This is a genomic window from Aquibacillus salsiterrae, from assembly GCF_028416595.1.
In the GTDB taxonomy this organism is placed as follows: domain Bacteria; phylum Bacillota; class Bacilli; order Bacillales; family Amphibacillaceae; genus Aquibacillus_A; species Aquibacillus_A salsiterrae.
In genome coordinates this window covers 42841-67794 of record NZ_JAMQKC010000001.1, presented here as the reverse complement: position 1 = coordinate 67794, position 24954 = coordinate 42841, and the positions used below count along the sequence as shown (strand labels likewise).

The window sequence follows — 24954 nt, the reverse complement described above, 5'->3', positions numbered from 1 at the left end:
AGGAGGGAATGCTGTGAAGAAAGGTAAAGGGATGCAGTTTGTAGGTGATTCCCGTATTACTGCAAATAAACAGAAGTTTATACCGAAAGATTATTCTGAATACCCTGGTAAAACGGAAGCATTTTGGCCAAACTTCTTGTTAAAGGAATGGCTAGTTGGAGCTGTTTTCTTAGTTGGTTTTCTTAGTTTAACAATGGCCCATCCTGCTCCACTAGAGAAAATGGCTGACCCAACAGATGCGGCTTATATTCCGTTACCAGACTGGTATTTCTTATTCTTATATCAATTATTAAAATATCAATTTGCTAGCGGGCCATATTTTATTATGGGAGCAGTAGTAATTCCGGGTCTTGCGTTTGGTGGCCTGTTTTTGGCACCTTTTCTTGATAATGGTACGAAAAGGCGCCCATTCCACCGACCAATTGCTACTTCTTTAATGTTGTTAGGACTTGTTTCTGTCATTTGGTTAACGTGGGAAGCGGCTGAACACGTTGATTGGGAAGTTCGCGCAGAGCAAAATAAGCCAGTTTTGGAAGAAGCAGTCGAAATTGATAAAGAGGACCCTGGATATGAAGTATATTCAAGTCAGGCTTGTATTAATTGTCATGGTGATAACTTACAAGGTGGAGCAGCGGCGCCAAGTTTAATTGGTATCGATCGTTCCGCTGAAGAGATCATGGATATCGCAAAAAATGGTACAGGGTCAATGCCTGCTGGACAATTTGAAGGCTCAGACGAAGAGCTTCAACAGTTGGCTGAATTTATTGTATCTGCAAATAAAGAAGAATGATCATTTATTTAAATCCCTCGTCTTGTTAGACGAGGGATTCTTCATCTTATACTCTGAACAAAAGCGCCAGTCGCGCCCGGAGCGAGAATACACTTATATCTTTTATATATCTCTTAAAGAAGGGGAAACACATGATGGTTAGACATATTTTAACAAATCGAACGTTTTTGCTATTGCTTTTCTTTGTCAATTTAGCTGGAACAATTTATGGTTATATTTGGTACGGGGGCCAACTAGCAATTACTCCTGATATTTTTTTGATTTTCGTACCTGATAGTCCGACAGCTAGTTTATTTTTCACAATCTTTTTGCTGTTTTATCTATTAGGTAAAAACTCTCCTTACATAGAAGCACTTGCCATCGTTACGTTGTTTAAGTACGGTGTTTGGGCTGTTGTAATGAATCTGCTAACCTTAGTAGTTAATGGTGACTTACCGTGGCAAGGTTATATGTTAATTGCATCCCATGGAGCTATGGCCATTCAAGGTTTATTGTATGCACCCTTTTATCAAATAAAAATGCGTCATCTTGTCGTTGCAGGCATTTGGACGCTACATAATGATGTCATTGATTATGTGTTTGGCATGATGCCTATTTACTCTAGTTTAACGATGTACATGAGGGAAATTGGCTATTTTACCTTTTGGTTAAGTGTCGCATCAATACTTATAGCCTATTACTTTACGATTAAGAAAAACACATGGCACCGGGAGCTAGACAATTAGAAAAGCGCCTGATTTTTACACTTTATAAACAGGATCACCGCTTTCTTATTAATTTTTGCTTTTAGGTCTAATCTTGTCTTCTTTTTCATACATTTACAAGAGAATGGATGAGAGAGGGGATCTCTGTGAAACGTATGAATCATCTTAGTAAGTACATCGTATTAATTAGTATTACCGTCCTTTTAGGAATACAGCAATTTCCAAGCATAACTTTTGCAGATCATTCGAGTCTTACGAAAACAATTTATCAGTTCGAACGTTTAATTGAGGAAAGAAGGTTTGCAACGGCGAAAGAATTGTTAGTAGGTCACAAAGATGAATTAATAACCATGTTTAAAGATGAACCGTTAGAAGTGGAGAATGACATGTTAGCACTGATTGATGCTAATATAAAAATAGTAGATGATCCATCGGTTGAATGGGGTTTGAAAATTAAAAATGCACTCGCTTTGGTTCTTGCAGTCGATTCGATTCGGAACGAAAATGACCCGCTTTGGATAAATTGGAAGTCAGAAGTGGAAACTACTTTAGCTACAACAGATGAACGAGCGTTAACTGAAGAGGATTTACAGTTGCTAAATGAAAAGTGGGCTATCATTAAGCCGGCATTGCAATTAAGTTTAAGTGAAGAACAATACAAGAAAGTAAGTAAAAGCTACCAAGCGTTTTATGAAAATCCAGACCGAACAGAAAATGTAGAACAACTAATTACTGTCTTTCGAGATACAACCATTCTTGACGTTTCCAATACGACACACAAAAAGGATAGCATGACGTTTATTTGGTTAATCTTTGTGGTAGGAGGTTTAATCACATTAACACTTTCTTATGTTGCCTGGAAAAAGTACAAGGCTGAGAAAAATAAGAATCAGAGGCAGCCTACAAATTAGTTGACTTACAAGTGTAATTTGACTAAAATTGACCTATAAAGAATTATGAATTGTAATGGGGGAATGTAGATGTTTGCATCATTAGGTGGTTATCTTCTTTACATCGCTCTTTTGTTAATAGTTCCTCTTTGGGCTCAATCAAAAGTGAAACGCACGTATCGTAAATATTCACAGGTTGCGACTTCATCTTATATGACTGGTGCACAAGTAGCACGGAAAATATTAGATGACAATGGTTTATATAACGTTGATATTGAGGAAACTCGTGGAGTACTTTCCGACCACTATGATCCGAGAAAAAAAGTCGTTCGTTTGTCTAGTGATAATTTCCATGGACATTCGATGGCCGCTTCAGCAATCGCAGCACATGAAGTAGGACATGCTATGCAAGATGCGGAAAGCTATGCATTTTTACGTTTTAGACATGCCCTTGTGCCTCTTGCAAATTTAGGATCGAATATGTCTTTTATCTTAATTTTAGCAGGTATGTTCTTAGGAATGATGAACCTATTCTTAGCTGGGATTATATTTATGTCTTTCGCCGTTTTATTTCAATTAGTTACGCTACCAGTTGAATTTAATGCATCGAACCGTGCAATGGCACAATTAGTATCAAGTGGTGTAATTAGAAATAATGAAGAAAGACAAACGAAAAAAGTTTTAAACGCTGCTGCTTTAACTTATGTTGCAGCTGCACTGGTTGCATTAGCAGAACTTATTCGGTTTATTTTGATGTTTGTCATGTCAAATAACGAAGAATAAAATAATTTAAACTGCAGGAGCCGATGATTTTCCTGCGTATCAAAAAAGCTGACGATTGAATTTGTCAGCTTTTTTTGCAAGATAAGAAAGGATAAATAAACCCAGAAGCTGTCTAGCGTTAGGTGCTTTTCTTATTGTAATCATATAATAGCCAGGTCTAACTACCTTTAATCTGACAATGGCTGTTTATTTTCATCGAGAGTAAATCCTTCACCTAATACATCATGGACAGAGGTAACAGCGACAAAGGCGTGTGGGTCAATGCTATGAATAATCCCTTTTAATCGGACAATTTCATTTCTTCCAACTACACAATAAAGTACATCCCTTTTTTCTCCTGTATATCGGCCTTTTCCTGCTAAGACAGTAACCCCTCGGTCCATTTCATTCATTATTTTATCGGCAATTTGATCACTAAACCCAGAGATAATGGTTGCGCCTCTAGCTGCATAGGCACCTTCCTGAAGAAAGTCGATGACACGTGCGCCAATATATACAGCAACTAATGTGTACATCCCTTCTACTAATTCGAGGTAGGTAATAATGGATGTCGTAATGACTACAGCATCAAATAAAAACATTGTACGCCCCATACTCCAGCCCGCATATTTATGCATGACCCGGGCGATAATGTCGACACCACCGGTTGTACCACCATAACGAAAAATAATGCCTAACCCGACACCAATCGAAACACCAGCGAACAATGCGACAAGTGTCATGTCTGATTGTAAGTGCAGTTCATAAGGATTTAGCTGAAATAAGTATAAAAAGATCGATACTGCAAAAGTTCCTATTATCGTGTAGAAAAATGTATTTCTACTTAAAAATTTCCAGCCCACAAAAAAGGTTGGAATGTTCAGGATAATATTGGAAATGGCTGGGTCCCATCCCCATAAAAAATAAAACAGTAATGTAATCCCAGTAAATCCACCTTCACCTAAATTATTTTGCATATTGAAATGAACGATTCCAAATGAAAATATAGCTGCACCAAGTAGAATAAAAAATATATTTTTGAATTTTAATCGAATACCCAACATACCCACCTCATTATTCCTTTCATTCTTGTTCCATTAGTTTTCCACTTAATTCAGATAGTATGAACTATACATATTTTAGTCAGCAGATGAATTATTTGTCAAAAATTGAACTTTTAGCTAACATGTAAAGTATTAGAATAGAATAAGGGGTATAATGTATGACTACCGAAAAATACCATACCGAGCAAATGCAGCAACGTGTTGACCGGTACATCTCTCAATTTAAAGAAGGTTATTTTTCCCCATTGAGTATGCTAGCTAGATTCACCGAGGAAATTGGCGAATTGGCTAGAGAAGTAAACCATATTTACGGAGAAAAACCAAAGAAACAATCAGAAATGGACAATTCAATTGAAGATGAACTTGGCGACTTGCTTTTTGTCATGATTTGTTTTGCTAACTCACTAGACATTGATCTATCTGAAGCATTTAACAAATCGATGACTAAAATCGAAACAAGAGACAAGTTTAGATGGACAAGAATTCAAACAGAGGGTGATAAGGATGAATAAAATTAAAGTAATTGTTGCAGGGCCAAGAGGGAAAATGGGAAGTGAAGCACTACGAATGATAAAAAAGGAGGAAGAAGAGCTAGAGCTTGTTGCTTGCATTGACCATAAGTTTGACGGCTATAAAGTTATCGATGTCGAAGGATTACCACCTTTTGATGCATTGATTTATAATAATATCGAAGAGTGTTTGCAAGCTGTCGATGCTGACGTATTGGTTGATTTGACAACGCCAGAGGTAGGGTATAAGCATACCAAAACAGCCTTAGAACACGGAGTAAGGCCGGTAGTTGGGACAACAGGTTTTTCAGATCAACAATTGCTAGAGTTAACGGATTTAGCAGAAAGTAAAGGGATAGGTGCAGTAATTGCACCCAATTTTGCAGTTGGAGCCGTTCTCATGATGCAATTTGCTAAAATGGCAGCTAAATATTTCCCAGATGTCGAAATTATAGAAAGACACCATGACCAAAAATTAGATGCACCATCTGGTACAGCAGTTAAAACAGCACAACTCATTCAAGAAGTAAGAGAAAGTAAGCAACAAGGTCATCCAGATGAGAAAGAAACAATAAAAGGTGCTAGAGGAGCCGATTTTGATGGAATGAAAATTCATAGTGTTAGACTCCCGGGTCTAGTTGCCCATCAGGAAGTAGTATTTGGTTCACCTGGCCAAAATTTAACGATAAAACATGACTCCTTTCATCGGGAGTCGTTTATGTCAGGTATAAAACTAGCAATAGATCATGTAATGAAACTCGATCTGTTAGTGTACGGTTTAGAAAACATAATGGAGTAGGGGAGAATGTAAATGAAGATTGCATTAATTGCGCACGATAAAAAGAAACCTGATATGGTGAATTTTACGATTGCATACACGAATATTTTAAAACATCACGAATTATTTGCGACTGGAACAACAGGAAGTAGAATAGGTGAGGCAACAGGCCTAGATGTGTACCGTTTTCAATCTGGTCCATTAGGTGGCGACCAGCAAATTGGCGCAATGATTGCTAACAATAACATGGATTTAGTTATCTTTTTACGTGATCCGCTGACAGCACAGCCTCACGAGCCGGATATTATTGCTTTAATGCGTCTATGCGATGTTTATCAGGTACCACTTGCAACGAACATGGGCGGTGCAGAAATATTGATTCGCGCACTAGAAGATGGATATTTTGAGTGGAGAGAAATTGTTAACAATGAACAATAATCGGAAAATCAAAATAGGTATTACGTGTTATCCAACTGTTGGTGGCTCTGGTGTGATTGCTACGGAACTCGGGATGCTTTTAGCAAAGCAAGGTCATGAGATCCATTTTATTACTTCAAGTATTCCGTTCCGTTTGAAAGATCACTATTCTAATATCTTTTTTCATGAGGTGGAGGTGAATCATTATCCAGTTTTTCAGTACCCACCTTATGATCTTGCTCTTGCAAACAAGATGGCAGAAGTGATTGATAATGAGAAGCTAGACATTTTGCACGTCCATTATGCTATGCCCCACGCCATTTGTGCTATTCTGGCTAAAGATATGGCTAGCCGTGATGTTAAAATAGTCACAACACTTCATGGCACGGATATTACTGTTCTTGGTATTGACAAAAGCTTGAAGAAAATGATTAGACATGGGATTGAGAAATCAGATAAAGTGACAGCAGTTTCCCACAGTTTAGTACATCAAACAAAGGAAATGCTTCATGTGAATAAAGATATTGATGTCATTTACAATTTTGTTGATGAAGAAGAATATTACGTAAAGCATAATCCTTCACTAAAAGAACAATATAAAATAAGCGAAAATGAAAAACTCCTTGTACATATTTCTAATTTTCGTAAAGTAAAGCGTGTCCAAGATGTCATTCATGTCTTTAAAAAGGTCGTGGATGTCATACCGTCTAAATTGATGTTAATTGGTGATGGGCCAGAGTATTCAGAGATGAGACAATTAGTAAAAGAATTAGGTATCGAACAAAATGTTTTATTTCTTGGTAAACAAAAAAATATTGCTGAACTACTTTCATTAGCTGATTTGAAGCTACTACTTTCGGAAAAAGAGAGTTTTGGATTAGTATTGTTAGAAGCAATGGCTTGTGGTGTACCGTGTATTGGAACCAATGTTGGTGGAATACCTGAGGTTATTGTACCAGACGAAAACGGTTTTTTAATTGAATTAGGTGATGTGGAACGGGCTAGTGACTATGCAATAAACTTACTTAGTGACGGGGATAAGTGGGGCAGGTTCTCACGGCATGCGCTTAAGCATGTTAAGCAGCATTTTCATTCAACAAACATTTTACAGCAATACGTAAACGTGTATCATCAAGCATTAAATGGGGATTGAGAAATGACAAATAGCCTTTTTAACAGAGCGAATAAGTTACTTAGCATTCTTGAACAGCATGGTTTTAAGGCATATATAGTTGGCGGTGCTGTAAGAGATTCGCTGATGGGTCGTCCTGTTGGTGATATTGATATTGCAACATCTGCAAGTCCCGCAGAAGTTCAGTCGATATTTGAAAAAGTAATACCAGTTGGAATTGAGCATGGTACCGTCATCGTTCGGTTCGATGGCGAGTCTTTTGAGGTGACAACCTTTCGCGTCGACGGAGATTATACCGATTTTAGACATCCTGATCATGTCTTGTTTGTCGCCGATATAAAAGAGGATTTAGCAAGGAGAGACTTTACAATTAATGCAATGGCGATGGACAAAGATGGTCTGGTGATAGATCCCTTTATGGGTCATCAGGATATTCAATTGAAGCTACTTCGTACAGTGGGTAAACCGAAGCTGCGATTTGAAGAAGACCCCTTACGGATGATGCGAGCCATCCGATTTGTAAGTCAATTAGGATTTGAAATGGAAGCAACTACGTTTCAAGCGTTAGTCGACGATATCAGTTGGATTGAAAAGATTGCAATTGAAAGAGTTACTACTGAAATAAAAAAGATGTTCGAAGGAATTAACCTTACGAATGGAATCGAATTGTTAATTAGGAGCAAAGCAATTAATTATATCCCTGTCTTAAAGGAAAATCATCAATTGGAACGATTGTTAATAAACAATCCCAAACCGCTCCATTCTTTTACCGAAATAATCGCAACGCTACACCTACTTGATCGATCTATTTCAGTCGACCATTGGGTGAAACATTGGAAACTTTCAAATGAAGTGAAACGTAATGCAACAACGCTCGTTCAGTCGATCACCTACTATATGGAAAAACGACTTGATCAATGGTTGGTGTACCGTTTACCGGAAAACCTAGTAAGTAGTTTCATCCGAGTTCTAACCTGGATGGTGACTGACATAGATAAAAAAGCAATAAATGACCAAGTAGTTTGTATGAGAAAACAGTTACCAATTGCTAACCTAAAGCACTTAGCGATTACAGGGAATGAGATAGTTGCACTTAAGGCTTCGCTCGAAAAAGGGCCGTGGATTAACACTTGTATCGCTGAAATCGAAAAGCAGGTTGTGTGTGGCAATCTACCAAATTGTAAAAATGCACTAAGAGAGTGGGTTGAGGCATGGAGTCCACCAGAAATAAACTAATTGACATATTAAACGTTCATAAAAATTCATTTATCTCAGGTCAGCAGCTTTCCAATCAATTAAATATTTCAAGAACGGCCGTTTGGAAGCATATGCGTGAGCTTGAGAAAGATGGCTATGTGATTGAAGCTGCCCCAAGAAAGGGCTATCGGATTGTCGAGTCGCCGAAAAAGGTAAGTTCTAATACGATTCATTGGGGGCTTCAAACCAAATGGTTAGGAAAGGAAGTAGTGCACAAGCATCGTGTACCTTCGACACAAACCGTTGCTCACCAGCAAGCATTAAATGGCTCAAGTCATGGAACAGTTGTCATTGCTGACCAACAAACAAAGGGGAAGGGGCGACTGAATCGTAAATGGTATTCGGAGAATGATGATGGGGTATGGATGAGTGTGGTCCTTAGGCCGAACATTCCTCCTAATCAGGCACCACAATTAACGTTACTAGCAGCAACTGTCTTAGCAAACGTGCTAACTAAGCTTAAGATACCTGAGGTTGGCATTAAATGGCCAAATGATATTTTGATAGGGGATAAAAAAGTAGCAGGAATATTAACGGAAATGCAAGCAGAACATGATCAAATTCATTACCTTGTCTTAGGTATTGGTTTAAATGTAAATCAATCATCAGACACGTTTCCTGATGAGGTAAAGGATATTGCCACATCACTTAAACTAGCTTCTAATCAGTCCTATAGTATTCGCCAGTTAATTCAAGACATATTGTTTGAGTTTGAAAAAAGTTATGATGTCTATATGAGTGATGGGTTTACTTCTATCAAACAAAACTGGGAGCGATTCGGATATAAAATGGGAGAAAAAGTCGCAATTAATTCTGGAAATCGGACGTGGACGGCTACATTGCATGGAATTGAAGCAGATGGATCATTACTAGTTAGTAATGACGATGGTTCACACGAGCGACTTTATTCTGCTGAAATTAATTGGAAAGGAGGAAATGTCGTTGAAGAGTAGGTTTAGTTTTGAAGAAATGAAAAAAAATCAAGACAAAATTACCATGGTTACCGCTTATGACTATCCATCAGCTAAATTAGCCGAACGAGCAGAAGTTGATATGATTCTAGTTGGAGATTCCTTAGGGATGGTTGTATTAGGTTATCCGTCAACAATTCATGTTACCGTCGACGATATGCTGCATCATGCTAAAGCAGCCAGACGAGGAGCCCCGAATACGTATACAGTAGTGGATATGCCGTTTATGAGCTATCACGTGTCATTAGAGGATTCGATGAAAAATGCGAAAACACTTTTTCAACAGACAGGTGCACAGGCCCTAAAGATAGAAGGTGCATCAGCAGAAGTAGTACAACTTACTTCTCGTTTAACTAGTGCTGGGATTCCGGTCGTAGCTCATATCGGCTTAACACCGCAATCTGTTAATGTCCTAGGTGGTTATCGTGTCCAAGGAAAAGAAAAGGATACGGCAAAAAGACTAATCGAGGAAGCTGTTGAGTTAGAAAAACATGGAGCGATCGCAATTGTGCTTGAGTGTGTTCCAAAAGAAGTTGCCCGTTTGATTACTAACAAGCTTTCGATACCGACTATCGGAATCGGTGCGGGTATTGATTGTGACGGACAGGTCCTTGTTTATCATGATATTATTCAATATGGTGTTAACCGTGTACCAAAATTTGTTAAACCATATGGTGATGTAAATCATTCCATTAAACAGAGTATTTCTTCCTATATTGCTGAAGTAAAAGCTCAAACCTTTCCGAATGATTCCTATTCATTTACAATCGACGAACATGAACTGCCAGAAGGGAAGCTTGAGGATTAAGATGAATATTATACGATCCATTGCTGAAATGCAGCAATTTTCAAAGCAATGCCAAAGGAGAGGACAATCGATTGGCTTTGTCCCGACAATGGGTTACTTACATGTTGGGCATGAACAGCTGATGAAACGTGCGAGAAGTGAAAACGATATTGTCGTAACTAGTATTTTTGTTAACCCACTTCAATTTGGACCGAATGAAGATTTTGATAGATATCCTAGAGATGAGCAGCGTGATATCGAGATTGCTAAGCGAAATAATGTTGATGTATTATTTCTTCCGCACCAAGCAGAAATGTATCCTGACGAACAAGGGATTACAATCGAAGTAAGAAATAGGACAGACGTACTCTGTGGCCAAAGACGTGAAGGCCATTTTAATGGAGTAGTCACAGTCTTAACAAAACTTTTTCATCTTACGTTACCAACCAATGCGTATTTTGGCTTGAAGGATGCACAACAACTTGCTGTCGTGGACTTGCTTGTTTCTACTTATAATTTTCCAATCAAGCTCGTACCAGTTCCGACTGTTAGAGAACCTGATGGACTTGCTATGAGTAGCCGGAATGTGTATTTGACGGAGAAGGAACGAATGGAAGCCCCTTTTCTTTACCAGGCGTTAAAGCATGGTCAAAAATTAATAATTGACGGAGAAAAAAATCCTGTTAATATTGTAAAGGAAGTCATCGACTTTATCGATTCAAACACACATGGTAAAATAGACTATGTAGAACTATTAAGCTATCCAGATTTATTACCCATAGACAAGCTAGAAGGTCAAATCATTCTAGCACTAGCAGTCCATTTTCAAGGTGCGCGATTGATTGATAATTTGATCCTTGACCAAGAAGGGAATATTTCTGAACAGTTAAAGTAGGGGGAAAGACTATGTTTCGTACCATGATGAAAGCTAAGATTCACCGTGCTCGTGTCACGGAAGCAAATCTAAATTACGTTGGTAGCATTACAATAGATGAAGATATAATAGATGAGGTAGGTATTTTACCTCATGAGAAAGTTCAAATTGTCAATAATAACAATGGTGCACGGTTGGAGACATATGTCATTCCAGGTGAAAGAGGGAGCAAAGTCATTTGTTTAAATGGTGCGGCGGCAAGGCTCGTGCAAAAAGGAGACGTAGTGATTATTGTCTCCTATGCAATCGTTTCTGAAGAAGAGTTGCAAACCTTTAAACCGAAAGTAGCATTAATGAACGAAGACAATGAGATAGTAGAGCTGATCAACGAGGAGCCACCGTTAACTGTAATGTAAACTTACTTTGTTTTCCATTTGTGTAGTGAAACTCTTATCAATAGTGGTTTGGTAAGAGTTTCATTTTTATTAGCTAATATTTATACTAGATAAGTGTAACTGCTAAAGTTAACCAAAAGTACTTATCTTTACATACTTATTTTTTTGATCTTGTTAATGGAGTGGGTAATAATTTGAGGAAATTTGTGATTGTTGACTTAGAGACAACCGGGCACACACCTTTTAAAGGGGAAAGAATTATTGAAATTGGCATTGTTGTCGTCAAGGACCGGCAAATTGTTAAAGAATTTTCTTCATTAGTTAATCCCGGAAAAGAGTTGTCTCCATTTATTTCTAACTTAACAGGTATTACTAATGAAGATCTAATAGATGCACCTACTTTTCCAGCAATTGCAGAGGAAATCTTTTCGATGATGACAGAGGGATATATAGTTGCGCATAACATTCCTTTTGATTTAGGTTTTCTAAATTATGAATTACAAAATTGCGGTTACAAAGCATTAAACCAGCCTGTTCTAGATACGGTTGAGTTAGCAAGAATATTTATGCCTTTGGCGCCAGGTTATAAGCTTGGTCAACTTGCCGAATGGTTAGCATTTGACCATGGCAATCCACATCGAGCGTTGTCTGATGCCTATGTTACGGCAAAACTGTTATTAACGTTGATGGATAAAATCGACAGCCTCCCGTATGAAACAATTTATACATTAAATGACTTACAAGGTCGATTAAAAAGTGATTTGCACCAGATTTTAGACAAGCGGATGGAATTATTAAGCTTCGAACCGTTACAAAGAAATGATTTAGAAATACACCGTGGTATAGCATTGAAGAAAAAGGAATGGAATGAGGCAGAAGACGATACCGTATTGACCTCTTTTGGGGAAATGATAGACAATATTTTTGAAGAAGGTGGAATGCTGCATCACTGTATGCCAAATTATGAAAAACGAGATGGCCAAAAAGAGATGTCAGAATTCATCTTTGACGCCTTTCAACAAAAGCGTCATGCATTAATCGAAGCCGAAACAGGTACGGGGAAATCATTGGCATATCTTATTCCAGCTATATACGATGCAGTAAGGAACAAGAGTCGTGTCGTAATAAGTACACATTTGACTCAATTACAGACACAGTTATACGAAAAGGAAATTCCACTATTGAAGCAAGTTCTATCTTTTCCATTCAAATCAATAGTAATGAAAGGCAAGTCCCATTACTTAAGTCTTAAACGATTTGAAAAGGAACTTCAAATGGATACGCAAGATAATTATGATATTACGCTTACAAAGGCAATTTTATTAATTTGGTTAACCGAGACAATGACTGGTGATGTCGATGAGATTCAATTACCATCTAGCGGGAAACATTTTTTTTATCGAATTTCGACCGATACAGAAGGGCCAACAGACCCGATGTCACCTTGGTTCTCACGTTCTTTTTATCAAAGGATTCGCTCAAGAGCTCAAAAAGCGCATATCATTATTACTAACCACTCACTACTATGTGCAGACATCGTTGCCGATTATCAATTGTTGCCAAGTTACCAGCGAGTAATTATCGACGAGGCACACCATCTAGAAAGTACAGCATCTAAACATTTTGGATTAAAATTAGACTATGTTAACATTCAATTTCTTTTAAACAATATTGGTACAAACCAAGAAGGGGAATGGTTATATAGAATTAGTGAAACTTATTTTGCTGATAAGCAATTGTTGTATCGAGAAAAATGGGCCAAGCTTTGGCAAGAGACAAAAGCTGATACAGATGAATTATTTCGCTATTTGTTTAGCTATGTTAGTGAACAACAAAAAAAAGACATAAATGTCAATGATATCGGTAGGTACCAATACCGATTTGATCCACCAAAAGAAGACGAACGTAAATGGTCTGTCATACAAGAGATGGTCACTAGGTTAACGTTTAATCTAAGAGATCTGATCCATTTATTATTTTTGCTAAAAGAGTCCGTAGCAAATGGGGATGATAAGCAAAGAGAAGACAAACTAGAAGAAATACAGGCTAACATTGACCAACTGCAACGGGTGATTGATGACCTTGAAATATTTTTCTTAGTAGAGAATCAAAATCAAGTAAAGTGGATTGAAATTGAAGCATTTGGAGCGAAAAACGCTGTTTATCTTTACTGTGAACCAATTGAAATTTCTTCTATTTTACGGGAACATCTGTTTTCGGTGAAGGATAGTGTTGTGTTGACAAGTGCAACGTTAACAATGAACCAATCGTTTGCCTTTATTAAACAACGCTTAGGGCTGACTGAGGATACCGCTTTGGAATCCAAGTTTCCATCACCCTACCTCTATGACCAACAGGTACAGTTAATGGTTCCGAATGATTTTCCAAAGCTAAGTTTCGGGAACCAACAGGATTACATTGACGCTACATGCGAGGCAATTATCTCCTTAGCAGAAGTGACAGAGGGGCGAATGTTGGTTTTATTTACCTCCTATGAGATGCTAAAGAAGTCGTATGAATTATTGCGCGAAATGATTACTCAAGATGAATTTATTGTAATTGGGCAAGGGGTTTCTAGTGGAAGCAGATCACGGTTAAAGAAAAATTTTCAAAGCTATGATCGTGCAATTTTATTAGGGACAAGTTCTTTTTGGGAAGGTGTAGATATTCCTGGCAGTGATTTGTCGTGTTTGGTCATTGTTCGATTACCTTTTCAACCTCCTGATCACCCTATTTATGAGGCAAAAGCAAACCATTTTAAGGATAAAGGATTAAATCCGTTTATGGAGCTATCCTTACCGAATGCTGTGATTCGCTTCAAACAAGGGTTTGGTCGACTAATCCGTTCGAGTTCTGACCGTGGTATCGTTTTGGTATGTGATGACAGAATGGTTAAAGCAAGATACGGGAAATACTTTACTCAATCTATCCCTAAAGTACCAATCACTTACAATAGTACCCAAAAATTAATTGAAAAGGTTAAAGAATGGCTATAGTAGGTTTTGTTTTTTTACATAGCCTAAAGCTAGTCGACAAAATTGGGTAGGTGATAAAAATGAAACACCAGTTCAAGTATGTATGGATCGTGCTTTTGATTTTTATCGCTTTTATTTTAATGGAAACTTTTCCATTAGTCATAGAAGCAGAACCTTTGCCTATGATAAAAAAGGACGAAGTTTATTTCACCTTCTTTCAATTGAAAGATGGTGAGTCCACCTATATACAAGGGACAGACGGAAAGAACATTTTAATAAATACTGGTTCCCCATTAAGTGAAGAGGATTTAATCTTCCAATTAGAAGAACTTGATGTAAAAAGTATCGATAAGTTAATTTTAACGAGGCAGACAAGTGATTATTGCGGAAATACCTCGAGGTTGATTGAACGCTACCGAATAAGTGAGGTTATTTATGCAGGCGGACTTAGTTTTTGTAACACACAGACCGAGGGGTTAACTAAAATTAAGTGGGCTCCTAATGATTCGCATGTGCTTATTGATCATTTAAACTTTAAGGTACTCGACGCGGAAGCAAATGGCGATATGTCTTTGGAAATTTCTTATGGAAAGACATCGCTTCTGTATTTAACTCATAGTGAACTTGATGCTGAAGATGACATTTTAAAACAATCAATCGATCCGCAAATTATAAAAATCGGGGATTATGCAAGGGGAAAATCACCAAGCTCCTACTTTTTATCAAAAATAGATCCACATATGAGTATTGTTTTTACATGTAAGAAATGTAAACCGAATGAAGGGCTTATAGAAAGACTTAATGAATCGTGGATTGATGTTTACCAACTTAATCGGGTAGGTACAACAATTATCCGAATGGATTTACAGGATTACGAAATCTTGTCATAATAGGAATAGGATAAGAGTATAATCAACTCTTATCTTTGACCTATTTATGGCCTGACTTTTTCCGACATAAAAAAACTGTGCGCCTGTTAGCGCACAGATAAAAATAAATGGGTTAGGGATTTTTGTTGAAAAAATACATCGACTGACTGTTATAATAAAACAGTATTTCTTCAACTGTATTAAGTAGTGTTAGTAAAAGGGCCAATTCTATGATTAACAATTATTGAAAGTTTGTCAATTATTTATGAACGGAGGCGGGAAGCATGAATAGTAAAATTGAGACATTGTCAACAGTTAAGCTGCAACATTCAGATGATTTGTATAAAATTGTAGATAGTTTAAATAGAACACTAAAAGAAGAAAACTTAATGTTTGGTTTAGCATTGGATGAGGAAGATAATGAAAAAGCTATCTTTACCATTTACCGTACCTAACTGGGTCATTTGGACATTTGTTGGATTTGCTCTCATTGTTATTGGAATATTGGCTTACAGTATCTTTTTATATAATGGAATTTTATCAGGAAAAGAAGAGGGCTATACGGAGGCAGAGGCGAGAGCAATAAATGAGACAGATATGACAACAGTAAACCAAGTATTGAGATATCATGGTGACACATTTTATTATGTGGTAGAGGGTATAACAAGTGATGATGAACAAGCAATTGCATTTGTGCCCGCACAAGCAAGTGATGATTCATCAGCTATTCGATTTTTCGTAGTTGAAGATATGGTTGATGAACAAGCAATTAAGTCCAATTGGCAATCTTCTTGTCAAAATTGTGAATTCATCAGTATAAACCCTGCAGTTGAACAATCGACATTACTTTGGGAGATAAAGTACATAGATGACAATGATCGATATGTATTCGCATATTATTCCTTTAAAGATGGTAGTGAATACGAGCAATTTAAATTAAGACAATCTTTATATTAATGAAAAAAGGTGATAATTATTATGGAACTTGCAAATCGAGTTAAGACATTAACGCCATCCACCACGTTAGCAATTACAGCAAAGGCGAAAGAACTTAAGAAAGCTGGCCATGACGTCATTGGGCTTGGTGCAGGGGAACCTGACTTTAATACACCAGAACACATTTTAAAGGCAGCAAGTAAAGCAATGTATGATGGGTTCACGAAATATACCCCTGCAGGTGGAACAGTAGAATTAAGACAAGCTGTCGTAGATAAAATGAAAAAGGATCAAGGGCTAACTTATCAAACAGATCAAGTTATTGTGACCAGCGGTGCAAAACACGCACTATACACCCTTTTTCAAGTATTACTAAATCCTTTGGATGAGGTTATCGTTCCTTCTCCTTATTGGGTCAGCTATCCTGAACAGGTTAAATTAGCTGAGGGAAAACCAGTCATAGTCGATGCGAAAGAAGAGAACGAATTTAAACTAACACCAGAACAACTAGAAGCAGCTATTACTAATAAAACGAAAGCAGTTATTATTAATTCTCCGAGCAATCCTACTGGTGTGATGTATTCTGAAGCCGAATTAAAAAAATTGGGAGATGTTTGTTTAAAGCATAACCTCGTTATTGTATCTGATGAAATTTATGAAAAGCTTATTTATACTAATAAACCGCACGTTTCGATTGCACAGCTGTCACCTGAACTACAGGAACAAACAGTCGTGATCAATGGTGTATCTAAATCCCACTCGATGACTGGATGGAGAATTGGTTATGCTGTTGGTAGTAAACAGATAATTAAAGCAATGACTAATTTAGCATCTCATTCTACTTCTAACCCGACGTCCATTGCACAAATTGCAGCTATTGAGGCATATCAAGCCTCACAGGAACAAGTGGAAGTAATGCGAGAAGCATTTAAAGCAAGACTAGAAAAGCTTTATGAATGGCTTATAGCAATTCCTGGTGTGACATGCGTCAAGCCTGAAGGAGCGTTTTATTTATTTCCGAATGTTAGTCAAGCGGTTAAAACGAACGGTTTCGATTCTGTTGATGCATGGGTTGAGGCGCTTTTAGAAGAGGAAAAGGTTGCCTTAGTACCAGGATCAGGGTTTGGCTCTCCTGAAAACGTTCGACTGTCTTATGCAATTTCTTTAGAGCAATTAGAAGAAGCTGCAAGTCGAATTAAGCGGTTCGTTGAAAATCATCAATAAAAGTCGTTTTAGAAAACCACTTTTGGCGGAGGTAATTTTCTTGAAAACAACAATAAATCAAGTATCAAATCATGTTGGGGAAGAAGTAGTTATTGGTGCATGGCTTGCTAATAAAAGGTCAAGTGGAAAAATTGCTTTTCTTCAGCTACGTGATGGAACAGGCTTTATCCAAGGTGTTGTCGTAAAAGCAGAGGTGTCTGAAGCAACGTTTAGTCAGGCTAAAAATCTTTCTCAAGAAACGTCGGTGTTTATTACAGGGACAGTTGTGGAAGACAGTCGCTCGCCGTTTGGGTATGAGTTACAGGTGGATGAGATTGAAATTATCCATGAAGCTGTAGACTTCCCTATTACACCAAAGGAACACGGAACAGAATTTTTGATGGACCATCGCCATTTATGGCTTCGTTCCAAAAAGCAGCATGCCATCATGAAAATAAGAAACGAAATAATTCGAGCAACCTATAACTTTTTTAATGAGGAAGGCTTTGTTAAGATAGATCCACCTATTTTGACTGGGTCTGCAGCAGAAGGAACAACAGAATTGTTCCATACCAAATACTTTGATGAAGAAGCTTACTTATCACAGAGTGGACAGCTATATATGGAAGCAGCAGCAATGGCTTTTGGCAAAGTATTTTCATTCGGACCAACATTTCGAGCGGAAAAGTCTAAAACGAGAAGGCACTTAATAGAGTTTTGGATGATTGAACCTGAGATGGCGTTTATGGACCATGAAGATAGTCTACGTGTCCAGGAAAATTATGTTTCCTACATTGTGAAATCGGTTTTAGATAACTGTAAGCTTGAGCTTCACACATTAGAGCGAGATATTGAAAAATTGGAAAAGATAACAGTTCCATTTCCACGAATCACTTATGATGAAGCAATCGACTTACTGAAGCAAAAGGGCTTTACCGATATCACTTGGGGGGAGGACTTTGGTGCACCTCATGAAACAGCAATAGCAGAAAGCTTTGATAAACCTGTATTTATCACACACTATCCAACAAAAATCAAAGCTTTTTATATGAAACCTGACCCTGATCGACCTGAAGTTGTCTTGTGTGCCGATTTAATTGCACCAGAAGGCTATGGTGAAATTATCGGTGGTTCCCAGCGAATTGATGACTTGAAGTTAATGGAGCAACGTTACGAAGAACATCAATTAACTGGTGATGCTTACCAGTGGTATTTAGAACTAAGAAAATACGGAAGTGTTCCACACGCAGGTTTTGGATTAGGATTAGAAAGAACAGTGGCATGGATCTCGGGCGCAGAGCATGTCAGAGAAACAATACCATTCCCGCGCTTGTTAAATAGACTATATCCATAAGTAATAAATCCCTTGTTTAATAAGCAAGGGATTTATTTTTTGAATGATGAGAAAAATCTGTTTGATCATGATGTGAAGTTTGTCGTGCTATAATGATAGTTGAGGTGAAAAAATTGACGAGTATTTCTTATCAACAAATGATGAAAGACCAAATAAATATCCCTGCGAAATTACTCCGCAATTACTTGCAATTAGGCTTGACTGAAACAGAAGTTATTGTGTTATTACAATTACACTGTTTTTATATCGAAGGAAATAGCTTTCCAACACCAAGTGAAATCGCTCATTTTACAACATTAACAGACCAGGAATGTTCTCAAATATTGCGGAAGTTAATTCAAAAAGATTTACTTACGATTGATCAAATAAAAGAGCAAAACGTTCTCGATGAATATTATACACTTGATAAGCTATGGTCAAAATTGTACGAACCTAAGCAAGTGAAGCAAGAAACAAGTGAAGAAACGCACAATATTTTTATTTTATTTGAACAAGAATTTGGTAGGCCTTTGTCACCTTTTGAAATTGAAACAATTAATATTTGGATTGATGAGGATGAACAACAACCTTCATTAATTAAAGCTGCCTTACGGGAAGCAGTTTTAATGGGGAAATTAAATTTCAAGTATATTGATCGGATCTTAAGAGAATGGAAGAAAAAAGGGATTCATTCGGTTGAGCAAGCAAGAACACATAGTAAAGCATTTCATTCCAACCAAAAACCGCGAGAGACTAGACAGGAAAGTAACCGGGACGTTTCACTCTATTATAATTGGTTGGATGAGGAATAGGGGGAAGAGTCATGCTTAATAAAAGCCAAATTCAACAATGTTTAGATGTAATGGAAGACATGTTTCCTGATGCTGAATGTGAATTGGTTCATAAAAACCCTTTTGAATTAGTAATTGCAGTTGTATTATCTGCTCAGTGTACCGATGCTTTAGTTAATAAAGTAACCAAAGATTTATTTAAGAAATATCAAACCCCGGAGGACTACCTTGCCGTTTCACTAGAAGAATTACAGCAAGACATACGTTCCATTGGTTTGTATCGCAACAAAGCAAAAAATATTCGTAAATTATGTGAAGTATTAATGGAGCAATATAACGGTGAAGTTCCGAGGTCGAAGGAAGAGTTAGAAAAGTTAGCAGGTGTTGGTCGGAAAACGGCAAATGTTGTAGTCTCTGTAGCGTTTAATATTCCAGCAATTGCTGTAGATACACATGTTGAACGGGTTTCGAAGCGTCTAGGTATCTGTAGATGGAAAGACTCGGTGTTAGAGGTTGAAAAAACGCTCATGCGCAAAATTCCTGAACACGAATGGAGTAATACACATCATCGAATGATCTTTTTTGGGAGATACCATTGCAAAGCAAAAAATCCAAACTGTGACACATGCCCATTGTTAGACATATGCCGAGAAGGAAAAAAACGAATGAAGACATAAGAAAAGCGTAGGCGCCTTGGTCAGCCCTGAAAAGCGTAAGCCAAGCCTTGTAATGGCGGACTTTGCCATGAAGAGGATTGACTTACGACTCGAAGGGCTAGGCGCCGAAGCTAGACATAAGAAAAGCGTAGGCGCCTTGGTCAGCCCTGAAAAGCGTAAGCGCCTCGAAGACACCGAAGCACTTACGTAAATAAAAATCGGCACTTGCTAATTTACCTTAGCAAGTGCCGATATGTTTTTAGACTGTCACTTTATTTCGGTTTGGCTTTATTGTGCTACCGATCCCATCTAGAATACTCCCCGGATCATTTTCTTCATTACCGTCTCCGGTGCTATCGTCTGTCCCTTCTTGATTTGGATCAGTAGGATTGTCTTCACTACCTTCTGTGTTGTCTTCCTGGTTTGGTTCAGGTTCGTCTGTCTGCTCATCAGTTTCAGTTCCGTCCGTTCCATCAGGTGGTTCTTCTCCGTTTTCCTTTTGATTATCTTCCTCGCTTTTATCTTTATCCTTATCAGTTTCTGTTTGTTTTGGAATTTCTATTTCGACAGTAGCTGGTTCACTTCTGTTTTCACTATTATCGTCATTAACAACAACAATTTCGATTTGATAAACGATGTCTTTGTCAACTTTACTTATTTCCAGTTTCTTATCTTTTATTGTTGCTAGTTTCGTTAAAGAGCCATTAGCACCAGCTGAAATTTCAAATGAAACGGGAGTATCATCGTCCGCTGGATAGTCCCATGATACTTCAATTATTTCTTTTTCTTCATTGTATGTTGCTGTTAAGTTTTCTACAGGAGCAATACGGTCATACCTACCTGATACCTCAGTCGGTACATTGTCTCTGACAAACAATTCAGTAATACGCTCGTTTTCAGGTGTATATTCACTAGGAAGCTTGGCTGGGTTTGTGCCTTTTTCAACTTCCACGGCTACCACAGAACTTGGCCTTGTGAAATCTGGAGTATCAATATTTTTTGAAATATATTCCATTGTATAACGGAATAATTGTTGAGCAATGCTTGTGTTTGGTATGACTTGTTTCTGATCGTCATAACCAGTCCAAACCCCAATCGTATAATTGGTTGTATAGCCGCTAAACCATGAATCAGGGCTACCCTCTTTATTTTCTAGATTGGTCGTACCAGTTTTACCTGCCATTGGAAGACCAGGAACCTTTGCTGTTTTACCGGTACCACTGTTTACGACTGTCTTTAGCATGTCTGTAATCATGTAAGCCGTGTAGTCGGACATAACTGCCTCTGGTTCTGATTTCAGTTCAACAGTTCGACCGTCATTATAGACAACCTTTGTGACAGCATATGGTTCATTATAAATACCTTCGTTAGCAAATGCTCGGTAGGCACCAGCTAGCTCAACTGGTGTTACACCCGTTGCAGTACCACCAATTGCGTCACGAATAGTCATCCGATCGTCTGCAAACTGGATGCCAAGTTTTTCGGCAAAGCTCTGCGCTTCACTATACCCAACTTCTTCTAGCGTTTTTACAGCCGGAACATTCAGCGACCATTGAAGCGCATTTCGAATGGACATCCATCCTTGGTATTTACGATTCCAGTTTTCAATTTTCGAATCACTACCAGCCACATCGAATGGCTTGTCATCGTTTATTTGATGGTAGGTCGACCATTGTTTTGTCTCAATTGCTGGACCGTATGCAGTAATTGGTTTCATTGTAGAACCAGGTTGTCTGCCATTCCCATGATAGGCATAGTTCCAACCGTTATTGTTCTCTCTATTCCTGCCACCACCAATAGCACGGATTGCTCCGCTTTTTGTATCTAAAACCGTCAGACCAACTTGAAGCTTCGAATCTGGATATTCAATTGGATTGTCTTCACTATTAGATAACAATAATTCGACTCTTTTTTGTGCATTTTGATCAATAGTGGTATAAACGTCAACACCTTCGTTATAAATGTTTATACCAAGTTTTTCTTCCACTTCATCGGCGACTTTTTGCAAAAATGCCTCATAAGGTGTTTCATCCTTTTTTTGTTGATTTAACAATGATTCGACATTAACTTTTTTTGCTTCTTCAGCCTCTTGCTTTGTTATTTTGTCATGTAACACCATCAAATCGAGAACAGTCTCCATTCGCTCTTGTGCTAAATCCGGATTAACAGTCGGGTCATAGGCAGATGGTCGCTGCGGAAGACCAGCTAATAGTGCTGCTTCAGGCAAAGTTAACGATTGTAAGTCCGTTTTACCAAAATATGTTTCGGCAGCTTTGGCTATCCCATAAGCACCTGAGCCATAATAGATTTTATTTAAATACATTTCTAATATAGTTTTTTTATCGTATTGGCGGTCTAACTTGAGGGCAAGCCACTGTTCTTGAACCTTTCGCTTTATTGTTTTATCCGGAGTTAAAAACGATCGTTTAACAACCTGTTGGGTAATCGTACTTGCTCCTTCAGACCCAAAACCGTTTGAAACGTTAGCTAAAATTGCGCCGCCAATTCGTTTGAAATCAATACCAATATGACTAAAGAACCTAGCGTCCTCTGTTGCTATTACGGCATCAATTAGTTGTTGGGGGAGATCATCATAGCTTATTTTTGTTCGTTTTTGGTCACCTAGGTCAGCGAAGACTTCTCCGTCCATGTCACGAACTTTTGTAGATGTTGGATCGATAAGTAATGCCTCATTGATACTTGGTGCCCCCATAATGTAATAGGTGAAAAGACCACCAACTCCAATGCCAGCAACTAACCCAATCACTAGTAGAAAAAGAAAAATCTTTTTCAAAATTGGTTTTTTTGACTTCTTTCGTTGTTGTCTTCTAGCTGTACGAGATTGGCTATTATTTGCCATAACTCATCTTCCTCCGTTCTAAAAGTAGAGCTGATCAATAATTGTTAAGTAATCCACTCTTGGTTGAAAATAAAGTGGAATTTCCATACTTGTTTTTTTAATATAGGAATAAGGGATAGATTTTCTTCCGCCATTCATTTGATTTTCCCAAAATAAAAAGAGATTCTTAGCAGGGAATAAATATGTTTCCTCAAGCTGCGAGAAACGAATAATCACAAAGCAAATGCCTCCATGACTAATGATAGATTTCATATGGTTAATTTGGTGATCATGAAAATTAGCTAATGGAAAAGAAGTTTTATTTTTCGTTTCCTTTGCTTCGAAATCGATATACTTTTCGCGATAGATACCATTATAATCTGTTGTTGAGGCCTGTTTAAAATAACCTTCTTTAATGACAGCGGCACTGCGTTTTGGATAATCCACCTTTACGATTTGTATTGGTGTAGGCTTCTTGTGTATGACCGCTTTGCCTTTTACAAGGTAATATTCGTTCGTTTCATTAATATCATCTTCTAATGTCATCCCCCTATTGCTAAAAGTAGTTTCGGATTTTTGGCTACTTTTCAGTGAATCACTTCCATTTTTTTTACCGTTTGGATAGTTCAATTAAATCCCTCCCGTGCCTGTACAGTATCATACCAGAAATTGGACGGAAATGAGAACATTTTATATTTGATAAGGTGTTCATAACTGACTATTTTTTGCACAAACTACAAAAAGGAGGGGAACACTGTTGTTTAGTGATTTAGAAAAAGAATATCTCGCCTATATAAAAGATAAAACAATAGCATTAAATAAGGATAATATAACTAGAACGAAAGCATACCAGGACTTTTATCAACTATTCCCAGAAATTCAATGGTCTCTATTAGCAAGTGTTGTTTCTCGTAATGCTGGATGGAACATGACTGATTTAATGACTCCATCGTTCGAAATGTTACTTTCTGAATCAACGAGATGGAAATTGTTTTCAACCTATGAAAGAGCAAATTGGTTAATTTTTTCAGATGCGTACCCTCAGTTATTAGTATTTCAGCTATCCGAAACATTAAACCGGCCGATGTTTCATTTGCTAACTTATTTTAAAGTTTCACAATTTATGAGAAACGAATGGGAGCACTACTGGATGTGCCGTAATACATTACGAATACGAACCGCGTTAATCATCAACGAGCAAAATATTATTCAATCACCGGTTACGAACCATCCATTTTATAAAAAACGCGTCTTCTTCCGGTTTCCGTATCTGTTGCAGGATTTTCTTCATATGAGTGCCATTATTTTGCCGTCAAGAACGGGGAACATGTTTGCGCTTGATGTCCATAGGTTTTCACAAGTAAAATCAAGAATTAATTTAGGGAAACGAATTGCACGGGTATTGTTTGATAAAAATAACTTTTCTGACATCTTGGATTTTTGCACAACTGTTGTCCATACTGGTTCCCGGCACGACTACGAACAATTTTTAGCTAATCGGTCGATGCCTACCTCTCCAAAACTTAGAGACGTTTACCCTGTCGTTGATCATCAGGATAAAATTCGGAAAGATTGGTATCTTCTTGGGGGTTGTCAACGAAAGTGGTGGAAGGAAGAAAAGACAAAAAGCAAAAATTCATGGCATTCCTTCCGTTTAAAACAAACCCTACTACACCACATATCCAACATCAAAAGAAAATATAAGAAAGCGTAAGCGCCTTGTTCACCCCCGACAAGCGTAAGTCAATCCGCGTAATGGCGTTCTATGCCATGGAGAGGAATGACTTACGACCTCGAGGGGGTAGGCGGTGGAGCTAGACTAAAGAAAGCGTAAGCGCCTTGTTCACCCCCGACAAGCGTAAGTCAATCCGCGTAATGGCGTTCTATGCCATGGAGAGGAATGACTTACGACCTCGAGGGGGGTAGGCGGTGGAGCTAGACAGATCTTGGATCTTTTTATACTTTCTTATCTTTTAAAAAAACCCTTTGTATCAACATACAAAGGGTTTCTTAGTGCGTGCG

The 24954-nt window shown here is 37.9% G+C and carries 25 protein-coding genes; 22 read left to right on the top strand and 3 right to left on the bottom strand.

The features are described 5' to 3' along the window. The first annotated feature begins 13 nt into the window (after positions 1–13). From NC799_RS00350 to NC799_RS00335, 4 genes are all read left to right on the top strand, one after another. Complete coding sequence (locus NC799_RS00350) at positions 14–790, top strand: menaquinol-cytochrome c reductase cytochrome b/c subunit (RefSeq protein WP_272444331.1); 777 nt, start codon at positions 14–16, stop codon at positions 788–790. Between the two features lie 134 nt (positions 791–924). Further along, entirely contained in the window at positions 925–1515 is a 591-nt protein-coding gene (lhaT, locus tag NC799_RS00345; RefSeq protein WP_272444330.1) for a lipoprotein heptaprenylglyceryl N-acetyltransferase LhaT, read from the top strand. A 134-nt stretch (positions 1516–1649) separates the two neighbouring features. Continuing rightward, the gene (locus tag NC799_RS00340) at positions 1650–2405 is read left to right on the top strand and encodes a sporulation protein YpjB (RefSeq protein ID WP_272444768.1); all 756 of its coding nucleotides are present in this window, start codon (positions 1650–1652) and stop codon (positions 2403–2405) included. Positions 2406–2474: 69 nt separating this feature from the next. Beyond that, positions 2475–3167 (top strand): zinc metallopeptidase, encoded by a 693-nt coding sequence (locus tag NC799_RS00335; RefSeq protein ID WP_272444329.1) that lies wholly within the window; start codon positions 2475–2477, stop codon positions 3165–3167. 167 nt (positions 3168–3334) lie between these two features. Here NC799_RS00335 and NC799_RS00330 read toward each other — a convergent pair whose 3' ends face one another. Then, the gene (locus NC799_RS00330) at positions 3335–4210 is read right to left on the bottom strand and encodes a YitT family protein (protein ID WP_272444328.1); all 876 of its coding nucleotides are present in this window, start codon (positions 4208–4210) and stop codon (positions 3335–3337) included. Positions 4211–4368: 158 nt separating this feature from the next. Between NC799_RS00330 and NC799_RS00325 the strand changes: the two genes are divergently transcribed. From NC799_RS00325 to nth, 17 genes are all read left to right on the top strand, one after another. Next, the gene (locus NC799_RS00325; protein WP_272444327.1) at positions 4369–4722 is read left to right on the top strand and encodes a nucleotide pyrophosphohydrolase; all 354 of its coding nucleotides are present in this window, start codon (positions 4369–4371) and stop codon (positions 4720–4722) included. After that, the gene (gene dapB / locus NC799_RS00320; RefSeq protein WP_272444326.1) at positions 4715–5518 is read left to right on the top strand and encodes a 4-hydroxy-tetrahydrodipicolinate reductase; all 804 of its coding nucleotides are present in this window, start codon (positions 4715–4717) and stop codon (positions 5516–5518) included. Before NC799_RS00325 ends, dapB begins: the two co-directional genes overlap by 8 nt. Positions 5519–5530: 12 nt before the next feature. Beyond that, positions 5531–5935, top strand: coding sequence for a methylglyoxal synthase (gene mgsA / locus NC799_RS00315; protein ID WP_272444325.1), 405 nt, complete (start codon positions 5531–5533; stop codon positions 5933–5935). Beyond that, the gene (bshA, locus tag NC799_RS00310) at positions 5925–7067 is read left to right on the top strand and encodes an N-acetyl-alpha-D-glucosaminyl L-malate synthase BshA (protein ID WP_272444767.1); all 1143 of its coding nucleotides are present in this window, start codon (positions 5925–5927) and stop codon (positions 7065–7067) included. The genes mgsA and bshA overlap by 11 nt, the downstream gene beginning before the upstream one ends. A gap of 3 nt (positions 7068–7070) precedes the next feature. Beyond that, positions 7071–8282, top strand: coding sequence for a CCA tRNA nucleotidyltransferase (locus NC799_RS00305; protein ID WP_272444324.1), 1212 nt, complete (start codon positions 7071–7073; stop codon positions 8280–8282). Further along, positions 8258–9256, top strand: coding sequence for a biotin--[acetyl-CoA-carboxylase] ligase (locus tag NC799_RS00300; protein ID WP_272444323.1), 999 nt, complete (start codon positions 8258–8260; stop codon positions 9254–9256). The genes NC799_RS00305 and NC799_RS00300 overlap by 25 nt, the downstream gene beginning before the upstream one ends. After that, positions 9246–10082: a 3-methyl-2-oxobutanoate hydroxymethyltransferase gene (panB, locus tag NC799_RS00295; RefSeq protein WP_272444322.1), complete on the top strand. Its 837-nt coding sequence runs from the start codon at positions 9246–9248 to the stop codon at positions 10080–10082. The genes NC799_RS00300 and panB overlap by 11 nt, the downstream gene beginning before the upstream one ends. A 1-nt stretch (position 10083) precedes the next feature. After that, positions 10084–10956 (top strand): pantoate--beta-alanine ligase, encoded by an 873-nt coding sequence (gene panC / locus NC799_RS00290; protein ID WP_272444321.1) that lies wholly within the window; start codon positions 10084–10086, stop codon positions 10954–10956. Positions 10957–10967: 11 nt separating this feature from the next. Next, positions 10968–11351: an aspartate 1-decarboxylase gene (panD, locus tag NC799_RS00285; protein WP_272444320.1), complete on the top strand. Its 384-nt coding sequence runs from the start codon at positions 10968–10970 to the stop codon at positions 11349–11351. Positions 11352–11524: 173 nt separating this feature from the next. After that, positions 11525–14326: an ATP-dependent DNA helicase DinG gene (gene dinG, locus NC799_RS00280; RefSeq protein ID WP_272444319.1), complete on the top strand. Its 2802-nt coding sequence runs from the start codon at positions 11525–11527 to the stop codon at positions 14324–14326. Between the two features lie 59 nt (positions 14327–14385). Further along, positions 14386–15195 (top strand): ComEC/Rec2 family competence protein, encoded by an 810-nt coding sequence (locus tag NC799_RS00275; RefSeq protein WP_272444318.1) that lies wholly within the window; start codon positions 14386–14388, stop codon positions 15193–15195. Between the two features lie 263 nt (positions 15196–15458). Beyond that, a complete protein-coding gene (locus NC799_RS00270) occupies positions 15459–15629 on the top strand; it encodes a YpmA family protein (RefSeq protein ID WP_272444317.1) in 171 nt (56 codons plus the stop codon). Next, entirely contained in the window at positions 15595–16131 is a 537-nt protein-coding gene (locus NC799_RS00265) for a cell wall elongation regulator TseB-like domain-containing protein (protein ID WP_272444316.1), read from the top strand. The genes NC799_RS00270 and NC799_RS00265 overlap by 35 nt, the downstream gene beginning before the upstream one ends. A 21-nt stretch (positions 16132–16152) precedes the next feature. After that, entirely contained in the window at positions 16153–17334 is a 1182-nt protein-coding gene (locus NC799_RS00260) for a pyridoxal phosphate-dependent aminotransferase (RefSeq protein WP_272444315.1), read from the top strand. A 40-nt stretch (positions 17335–17374) separates the two neighbouring features. Beyond that, positions 17375–18667, top strand: coding sequence for an asparagine--tRNA ligase (gene asnS, locus NC799_RS00255; RefSeq protein WP_272444314.1), 1293 nt, complete (start codon positions 17375–17377; stop codon positions 18665–18667). Positions 18668–18771: 104 nt separating this feature from the next. Next, the gene (locus NC799_RS00250) at positions 18772–19458 is read left to right on the top strand and encodes a DnaD domain-containing protein (protein ID WP_417006656.1); all 687 of its coding nucleotides are present in this window, start codon (positions 18772–18774) and stop codon (positions 19456–19458) included. 11 nt (positions 19459–19469) lie between these two features. Next, the gene (gene nth / locus NC799_RS00245) at positions 19470–20114 is read left to right on the top strand and encodes an endonuclease III (protein ID WP_272444311.1); all 645 of its coding nucleotides are present in this window, start codon (positions 19470–19472) and stop codon (positions 20112–20114) included. Positions 20115–20352: 238 nt separating this feature from the next. Here nth and NC799_RS00240 read toward each other — a convergent pair whose 3' ends face one another. Then, the gene (locus NC799_RS00240; protein WP_272444310.1) at positions 20353–22953 is read right to left on the bottom strand and encodes a PBP1A family penicillin-binding protein; all 2601 of its coding nucleotides are present in this window, start codon (positions 22951–22953) and stop codon (positions 20353–20355) included. Between the two features lie 18 nt (positions 22954–22971). Further along, entirely contained in the window at positions 22972–23562 is a 591-nt protein-coding gene (gene recU / locus NC799_RS00235) for a Holliday junction resolvase RecU (protein ID WP_272444309.1), read from the bottom strand. Positions 23563–23689: 127 nt separating this feature from the next. Between recU and NC799_RS00230 the strand changes: the two genes are divergently transcribed. Next, on the top strand, positions 23690–24646 hold the full coding sequence (locus NC799_RS00230) for a DUF2515 family protein (RefSeq protein WP_272444308.1): 957 nt from the start codon (positions 23690–23692) through the stop codon (positions 24644–24646). The last annotated feature ends 308 nt before the right edge of the window (positions 24647–24954 follow it).